6 protein-coding genes and 3 pseudogenes are annotated in these 7,307 nt (G+C 59.8%); 4 read left to right on the top strand and 5 right to left on the bottom strand.

Annotated features, from left to right (window positions below; translation table 11 throughout):
* Positions 1-336 (top strand): annotated as a pseudogene (locus XH79_RS07240) (recombinase family protein); the annotation flags it as partial.
* Positions 337-601: 265 nt separating this feature from the next.
* Positions 602-805 carry a hypothetical protein gene (locus XH79_RS07235; RefSeq protein ID WP_333938839.1) on the top strand — a complete coding sequence of 68 codons (204 nt, stop codon included), beginning with the start codon at positions 602-604 and terminating at the stop codon, positions 803-805.
* 124 nt (positions 806-929) lie between these two features.
* Here XH79_RS07235 and XH79_RS07230 read toward each other — a convergent pair whose 3' ends face one another.
* The gene (locus tag XH79_RS07230; protein ID WP_271581212.1) at positions 930-1,115 is read right to left on the bottom strand and encodes a hypothetical protein; all 186 of its coding nucleotides are present in this window, start codon (positions 1,113-1,115) and stop codon (positions 930-932) included.
* A gap of 1,084 nt (positions 1,116-2,199) precedes the next feature.
* Here XH79_RS07230 and XH79_RS07225 point away from each other — a divergent pair.
* Positions 2,200-3,031: pseudogene (locus XH79_RS07225) on the top strand (polysaccharide deacetylase family protein).
* A gap of 122 nt (positions 3,032-3,153) precedes the next feature.
* Here XH79_RS07225 and XH79_RS07220 read toward each other — a convergent pair.
* Positions 3,154-4,624: pseudogene (locus XH79_RS07220) on the bottom strand (putative bifunctional diguanylate cyclase/phosphodiesterase); the annotation flags it as partial.
* Positions 4,625-4,872: 248 nt separating this feature from the next.
* Here XH79_RS07220 and XH79_RS07215 point away from each other — a divergent pair.
* Entirely contained in the window at positions 4,873-5,358 is a 486-nt protein-coding gene (locus XH79_RS07215; RefSeq protein WP_333938838.1) for a Rid family hydrolase, read from the top strand.
* A gap of 96 nt (positions 5,359-5,454) precedes the next feature.
* Here XH79_RS07215 and XH79_RS07210 read toward each other — a convergent pair whose 3' ends face one another.
* The 3 genes from XH79_RS07210 to XH79_RS07200 all read right to left on the bottom strand — a co-directional run bounded on the left by XH79_RS07210 (position 5,455) and on the right by XH79_RS07200 (position 7,031).
* Positions 5,455-5,598 (bottom strand): hypothetical protein, encoded by a 144-nt coding sequence (locus XH79_RS07210; protein ID WP_271581211.1) that lies wholly within the window; start codon positions 5,596-5,598, stop codon positions 5,455-5,457.
* A gap of 99 nt (positions 5,599-5,697) precedes the next feature.
* Positions 5,698-6,441 carry an IS21-like element helper ATPase IstB gene (gene istB, locus XH79_RS07205; protein WP_271581210.1) on the bottom strand — a complete coding sequence of 248 codons (744 nt, stop codon included), beginning with the start codon at positions 6,439-6,441 and terminating at the stop codon, positions 5,698-5,700.
* A 17-nt stretch (positions 6,442-6,458) separates the two neighbouring features.
* Entirely contained in the window at positions 6,459-7,031 is a 573-nt protein-coding gene (locus XH79_RS07200; RefSeq protein WP_271581209.1) for a Mu transposase domain-containing protein, read from the bottom strand.
* Between the last annotated feature and the right edge of the window lie 276 nt (positions 7,032-7,307).

Below are 7,307 nucleotides of genomic sequence, written 5' to 3'. Positions count from 1 at the left end.
AAGACGATTATCAATTCAAGTCCGGGACTGCCGTCCATGTCATCGTATCTTTTGCACTTCGGCGCGCTGCGGAACATCTATCGTCTTATTGGGTACAACGGCAATCAAGAATGGTTTGACAAATACGCGTCGCACCAACGGTGGGCCGCCCTTCAGCTTAGCAATGCTGCTCGCCTTCGAGACGCCTTCGAGAGACTTGGTCGCAGTGCCACCCTCAATGCTTCGACTGAATGTCTTCGAATCGACAATGCCGTGAATGTCCTCTTTCGGGTCGCGAGATGCCGCAACTATGAAAACAGGCCCTTGCGCTGGACGCTGCAATACCGCGTGAGGTGACCGAAGGGATGGGTTGTCGCGGTTCGGCTGGACGACAAGAACGAAGCGATCTTCGACTATGTCTTGATGCCCTCGGCGTGGCTCACCTTCAGTCGTCGCATGTTCTGGTTCTCCAAGGAAGTCTATAAGGGTCGCACCATAAACCGATTTTACACATTCGAAGCGCTGTCACGCTTCCTCATCGAATGCGTCGGCAAGGACAAGCCTTCGTGAGTCTAACACCGCAGATAAAGAAGCCGTTGAAGGCGGCAACTCGCCACGCGACATCGCAGCTGACCTGAACAAGAAAGGCGTACCCGGGCCGCGTGGCGGCGCCTGGAACGCCTCGACCGATAGCCGCAAGCGCTCGAACGGCATCCTTCGGAATGGCTGTACGCCGGGCGCATCATCTGGAACCGCCAAAGGTTCATCAAAGTCCCGAAGACCGGCAAGCGCATCAGCCACGAAAACCCGCGCGAGCAGTGGATGATTGCTGAGGCAAAAGGTCTGCACGCGCATGAAGGAAACTGGGCTCTGTGATAACCGGCGCACGGCGAAGCCATTGAAGTCACGGCTCTAAAGGGCATCGAGGAGGTACTCGCGGTCTGCTGAGATTACGCGTCGGATTCTTCAAGCTCGGCGATACGCTTGCGCGGCGCGGCGACTTGGCGGCGCAGCTTCCATATCTCGTCGCCGGCCCAATAGGCGCCGCGCTGGGCGATTTCCTTGCGGACGTCGTCCGCTTCCGCGATCTCGCGGCGGATGACGCCGTCAAAGGCTTCGATGATCAGGTCTCGCACAGGTTATTACCACCTTCTAGGAGCGTGCCGGGGCCATCAGATGCTGGCTTTTGCCGGCCGCGCTTGCTCAAATGCATAGAGCGCTCCCTACGGAGCGCTCTATGATCGGCAGTCACGTCTTCGGCAAACTCCCAGCGCGCAAGATGGCATGGCATCTTGCTCGGACGCTTTGATGCTCGGCGCGCATGTGCATCGAGTAGATTTCCTCAAGCCCAAGGAAGACGTCTCTTTCGACCCGCGCCAAGATCTTCAACTCTTTGGCGCAAGCTCTGTCTGCCTTCTGTTTTGTTACCGCTTTCACCGTCGTTTTCTCCGTCGATCTTTCTGAGATCGAGATAGTCGTCCAGAGCCAGAACTAAGCAACGACAGGCGCACCCTCGCGCCTTTAGGCTTGCGCCACTGGACATACGCGCGAGGACTCCGGACTTTGCGGAAAAACGATTACGCCTGCCGTACGAGGTTCTCTGGAGCTCATCGCGACAATAGGAAATGCCATTCGGCCATGTCAACGTTCAAGTTGTATTCTTTTGTATAACACGCATGGAGTCATTGATTATATCGACACACAAAGGTGCTCCGTGTTTGGATCGCGCGATGAAGCGCAGAATCAAACCGAACTCGCAGATGTGGACGGAAAGCGAAGCTGCTCAACTGTTGCGTTGCTCGGCGAGCCACGTGAAACATCTGCGGCTCACTCGTCAGCTCGGGTGTTATCCAGGCCGCCCTGGCCTCTCACAAGCCAATCTGGAAATATACGTCGCGGCAGTAAAGATCATCAGAGTTCGAATGCCCGGAACAACCAAGGGGTACGCCGTCGTACCCGCTGACACGCGGCCGCGCGTGCTGCAGACGCGGGGTGCACTGATCTTGCGAAAGACGAACAGCAGCGATTGTCCGAGTTAAGCCGCCTAGCCCCAGCTCAAGCAAGTCAGGCAGCGGGAGCGGTTCGAGCGGATAAAGGACATTCGACGACCATTTTGGGCACGACATACCCTCGATGCGCCGAAATCCGGCGATGCCGATCAGATAGTCTGCTGCTGGGCACCACGGGGCTCACCAACAATCAAGGTCGCACTAACGCGCAATGACAGAGTTGCGCCTGCCTAGATTAGCTTTTCGCATCGGCTGCGCTGGGCTGGCGTTGCTCGCCGGTATTGCCGTGACAGACGCCTCTAGCTGCAATCGACGGGATGCGCTCGGCACGGCGCGGGTGCTCGCTGTCGATGCCGCGCTCTTCCCCCGGGTGGGGCTGAAGAACTTTCCAGAGACGCTTCCTCTGGCGGACTATGAAGTCGTCCTCACCTTCGATGACGGACCGCGGCCGCCGAGCACGGATAAGGTGCTGGCTGCGCTTCGCACAGGAATGCGCGCGAGCCACGTTCTTTCTGGTCGGCCGATCCTCGGCGGAATTTCCCGAGCTCGTGCGGCGTATGGCCGCCCAGGACCACACCGTAGCGCACCACAGCTGGTCGCATCCGATGATGTCGAAAATCTCGTTCGAGCAGGCGAAAGAGGACATCGAGCGCGGTATCGCCGCCGTCGAAATGGCGCTCAACGGTGTGTCCACCAAAATGCCCTCGACACCGTTCTTCCGGTTCCCCTACTTCGACGCGACACCTGCGACGCTTGATCTCTTGCAGGCGCGCGGAATTGCCGTGTTCGGAGCTGACCTTTGGGCGAGCGATTGGGAGAACATAACCCCAGAGCAGGAGTTCACAATCCTGATCGAGCGGCTCGAGGCCGCTCGCAAGGGCATCATTCTGCTGCATGATGCGCAGACGCGGACGGCGGCCATGCTGCCTGCGTTCCTGCGCTACCTGCATCAGAACGGGTATCGAATCGTGCATCTGGTGCCGGCTGCCGCCAAGAGCGCTGAAGCCCCATTGACGTCTTGGCACCACGCCTTCCCGCAGTGAAGGTGCGCGAGAAGTGTCGGAGATCAACCCCTGGGCAGAGACGGCTACGGACGACCTCGTGGCCTGATCGGGTTCGATTTGCGAAGCCTCCACGTGACGAAGCTGTTCCTGCGGCACGGCGATCATGCCGCCCTGGACGCCCTTGCGCCAAAGCGAAACAAGAGCTGCCCCACTTCGACGGCTGGCCTGGCGCCGCTCAACAAGAATCCTTGCACCTCGTTGCAACCCTCGGCACGAAGCCAATCGAGCTTGATTTCAAGCTCGAGCCGTTTCGGAGTCAAGCCGGACTTCGCCAGCGCTGAATCACCACCTGAACCAGATTGCGGCTACGGAATTGCACCGGCGTCAGGTTGACCGCGACCTTGATCTCTAAAGGCCACTTTACCGCCTCGTTACAGGCTTCGCGCAGCACCCATTCTCCGAGGGGCCCGATCAGCCCGATTTCCTCCGCAAGGGGAATAAACTCGGCCGGCGAGATCATGCCCTTCTCAGGGTGCGGCCAGCGCAGAAGCGCCTCAAAGCCAGAGATCTTGTCGCTCGCGATATCAACCAGGGGCTGATAGTGCAGCTCGAATTCGTGACCAGCAGAGACACGGCGCAGATCAAGCTCCATCTCGCGCCGTCGCTGCACCTGCTGATCCATCTCCCGCTCGAAGAAGCGATGCGTTCCGCCGCCATCCTCTTTGGCGCGATAGAGCGCCATATCGGCGTTACGAATCAGTTCGGCACTGGTCGTGCCATCGCCTGGTGACAGCGCGATTCCGACCGAGGCACCGATAATGACCTGATTGCCGTCAATCTCGTAAGGCGCACTCAACGTCCCGATCAGGTCGGCCGCGAATTGGCTCACATGCGTCGGCGAGGTATCATCCGTGAGAATGATCGAAAATTCGTCGCCACCGAGCCGTGCCGCCAGATTGTTTCCGGCGATCCTGGACCGCAGCCGGTCGGCCACCTGCTCGAGCATGTGATCGCCGATGGGATGTCCGAACGAATCGTTGACGTTCTTGAAGAGGTCAAGGTCGATGCACAGCACCGCGACGCGGTTACCAGCTGCATTAGCCCTTTCAAGCGCATCCCCGAGCCACCTCTGGTGGAGTGCGCGGTTGGCGAGGTTGGTCAGCCCGTCGTGAAGTGCCATATGGGCGATACGGGCCTCGGCTTTGCCGCCGTTCGCTGATGTCGACCACCACGACCAGATATCCTTCGCGCCCCTCAATCATCAGGCGTCGCCCAAAGGTCAGCACAGAAATCTCAGCGCCATCAGCCCTGACATGGCGCCAGGGGTGTTCGGACTGAGAGATGTCGCCCGCTTCTCGCAGCGCCCGGGTATAGCTGACCCGTTCGTCGTCTGGCCAGATCTCCTGAACTTTCATTCGCAGGAATGGTCTCGCGAGCATAGCCATAGTGCTGCACTGCCGCGTCATTGACACTCACGAAGTCCATTGTCTCGGCATTTAACGCCCACATCGGCATCGGATTACTGTCGAACAGCAACCTGAACGACGCATCCCGGCGATTGAACGACGTAACGTCGGAAATGACCACGGACACGATGTCTCCGAAGGCACTGAGGCGCAAGCGCAGGCTCTGATACCGTATTCGATGGAGTATCGCGATCCACCCATTTTGGCCGCAAGATTGCCCTTCAGATGCTTGGCAATCCGCAAGGACGATCCGCCTTCAACGAGCTCTCGTTTCCGAGCCACACCTTCCAAGTATTCGCCGGGCCGGCCGTCCCCGTCGTAGAGGGATGGTACCGTCTCCGTGACGCCACAGGACCATAGAGGAGCTGTAATGACTACTGCCACCGAACGCAAACCGAAGCGCCAAAACATCTCATCCGGCGGGCGTACGAAAACATATTTGGCTACTCTCGTGCCGTAGCGAAGAACGGCCAGGTCCATGTTTCCGGCACCTGCGCGCCAGCCCCCCACGAAGGGAGGAGTGCCTACGACCAAGCTACAGCCGCTCTGGCTATCATCAAGGCGGCGCTTACATCCGCGAGAGCAGATCTGGGCGATGTTGTTCGAACAGTTGTATATCTCAGAAATATCGAGGACGCAGATCAGGTCGCGAAAGCGCACCTTGAGGTCTTCGATGCCGTAAGACCCGCTTCGACGCTAGTCCAAGTGACCTCCATGCTAGCTCGTGGAAATCGAGGCCTTTGCAATAGTCGACCCATAAAAGTGACGAGAGTACGTATCAATATGCTTATTGCGGGCATCTATCCGGCCAATTTTGGAAAGGGACGGAGGTCCCGCAAGGACTGTAAAACGCAATCAATGGGCCGGGGCCGTGCAATAGCTAGATGCGGAGCGATTTGATGGTCGCCTGAGGGCGAGATGAACTGCTGTAGTGCCAAGACAATGGAAGGCGCTGAAGAAGAATTTGTCAAGGGCTGCGTATTCCAGGGATGGTGATCAGGTGTTCCAGACGATGGTGATCACCGATTCCAGATGATCGAGATCACTGGAGACGAACACAACTGACGGTTTTAAGTTTGCTGGAAACGGTCTCCTCGTCAAGGCTGGTTGGCTGGCTTGGAGATCGTCGCGGCGGTCCATGGGAGGGCCCCGTGCGCGGCGCGGAGTGCCCCCACGAGCGACGTAGCGACGCGCGCGGGAGGGGCCTGTGGGCCGGCGGGACGATCGTGCGCGAGGTGCTCACGGCATTTTCCTTTCGCTGGTCTGGCGGCGCAGGCTGTCGCCTCTGAGCTCGATACGGTGGGCATTGTGAATGATACGGTCCAGTATCGCATCGCCGAGGGTGGGATCGGCAATGACGTCATGCCATTGCGACACGGGCACCTGACTTGTGATCAACAAGGATCCCTTGTCGTAGCGATCGTCGACGATCTCAAGCAGATCACGGCGCTGGTCGGCGGTGAGCGGTTCGGGTCCCCAGTCGTCGAGGATGAGGAGATTGACGCGCTCCAGGGCGGCAATCAGGCGCGCCAGACGGCCTTCGCCGCGCGCCTGCGCAAGATCTGCGAACAGGCGGGGCGCCCGCTTATAGAGGACGGAGAAGCCGTCGCGGCACGCTTTGTTGCCGAGCGCACAGGCAAGCCAGGACTTGCCGGTACCGGTTGGGCCGACAATGACCAGGTGGTTGGCATCGCGGATCCATTGGCAGGTGGCGAGGGTCTGGAAGAGCGAACGATCGAGGCCGCGGGCGGTGCGATAGTCGACGTTCTCGATGGCGGCGGCTTGACGGAGCTTGGCGCTGCTCAAGCGGCGCGTGAGGCGACGGTTGTCGCGGGCGGTGACCTCGCGATCGACGAGGAGGCCGAGCCAATCGGCGTGCGGCATCTCGGCCGCCTCGGGATTGTTCTGCAGTTCGACGAAGGTATCGGCCATGGCGGCAAGGCCGAGGGCGCGCAAGCGATCGACGGTGGGGTGAATGAGCATGCTGATCGTCTCCTGGTTCAATTGTAGTAACTGCGGCCACGGATGTTGGCGTGGAAGAGGATGGGCGCCTCCTCGGCGGAAGGAGCGGTTCTGTCAGTGCCGTTCTTGAGGATGGCAGCGACCGATTTGTACGAACGGGCGTTGAGCAGGAGGGCCCGGGCGCAGGCGGCGTCGACGCGTTCCTGGCCGTAGCGCTTGACCAGCCCAAGAATGCCGATCGCCGAGCGGAAGCCCTGTTCCGGGTGCGGCCGCGACCGCAGGATGACGTCAATCAGCGTCTCGGCATCGGGGCCGACCTTGGCGGCTTCGGAACGAATGCGCTCATGGGTCCAGTCGCGATAGCGGCGATGCGAACTCGGCATATGCTCGGCGATCGTGGTCGGGCGATGCGGCAAGGTGCTGCGCAGATGCGAGGCTACGCGCTTGCCACGGAGGAAGATCTCGACGGTCTTTTGGGTGATGCGCGCCTCGACCTCCTGATGTACGAGGCTATAGGGAACGCTGTAGTAATGCTTGGCGATCTCGATGTGATAATCGAGGTTGACCCGGCAGCGCTTCCATTCGGCGTACTCGTAGGGCTCATCCGGCAAGGGGGTGAGTGCCGGACGATCGAGCTCCTCGAACAGTTCGCGCCGACTTCGCCCCCAGCTCCGGAGAGGTCGATCGTTCAGCTCGCCAAGGAGCGCGTGGATGGCCTCGTTGAGGGCGATGAGCGAGAAGAAGTGGCGGTTGCGCAGGCGCGCCAGAATCCATCGCCCGACGATTTGGACCCCGACTTCGACCTTGGCTTTGGAGAAAGTCGTCGACTGCAGGCCGTGTAGGTACGATCCGCCAAAAGGTACGGATCACTCATCCCTTCCATCCGC

The sequence above is a fragment of the Bradyrhizobium sp. CCBAU 45389 genome (assembly GCF_028128625.1).
GTDB classification, from domain to species: Bacteria; Pseudomonadota; Alphaproteobacteria; order Rhizobiales; family Xanthobacteraceae; genus Bradyrhizobium; species Bradyrhizobium liaoningense_B.
This window is presented reverse-complemented; position numbering and strand designations above follow the sequence as displayed.

Coding starts and splice junctions, on each gene's coding strand:
- XH79_RS07210 (WP_271581211.1), bottom strand. CDS start 5,598: ATGGACCGCCGCGACGATCTCCAAGCCAGCCAACCAGCCTTGACGAGG.
- istB (WP_271581210.1), bottom strand. CDS start 6,441: ATGCTCATTCACCCCACCGTCGATCGCTTGCGCGCCCTCGGCCTTGCC.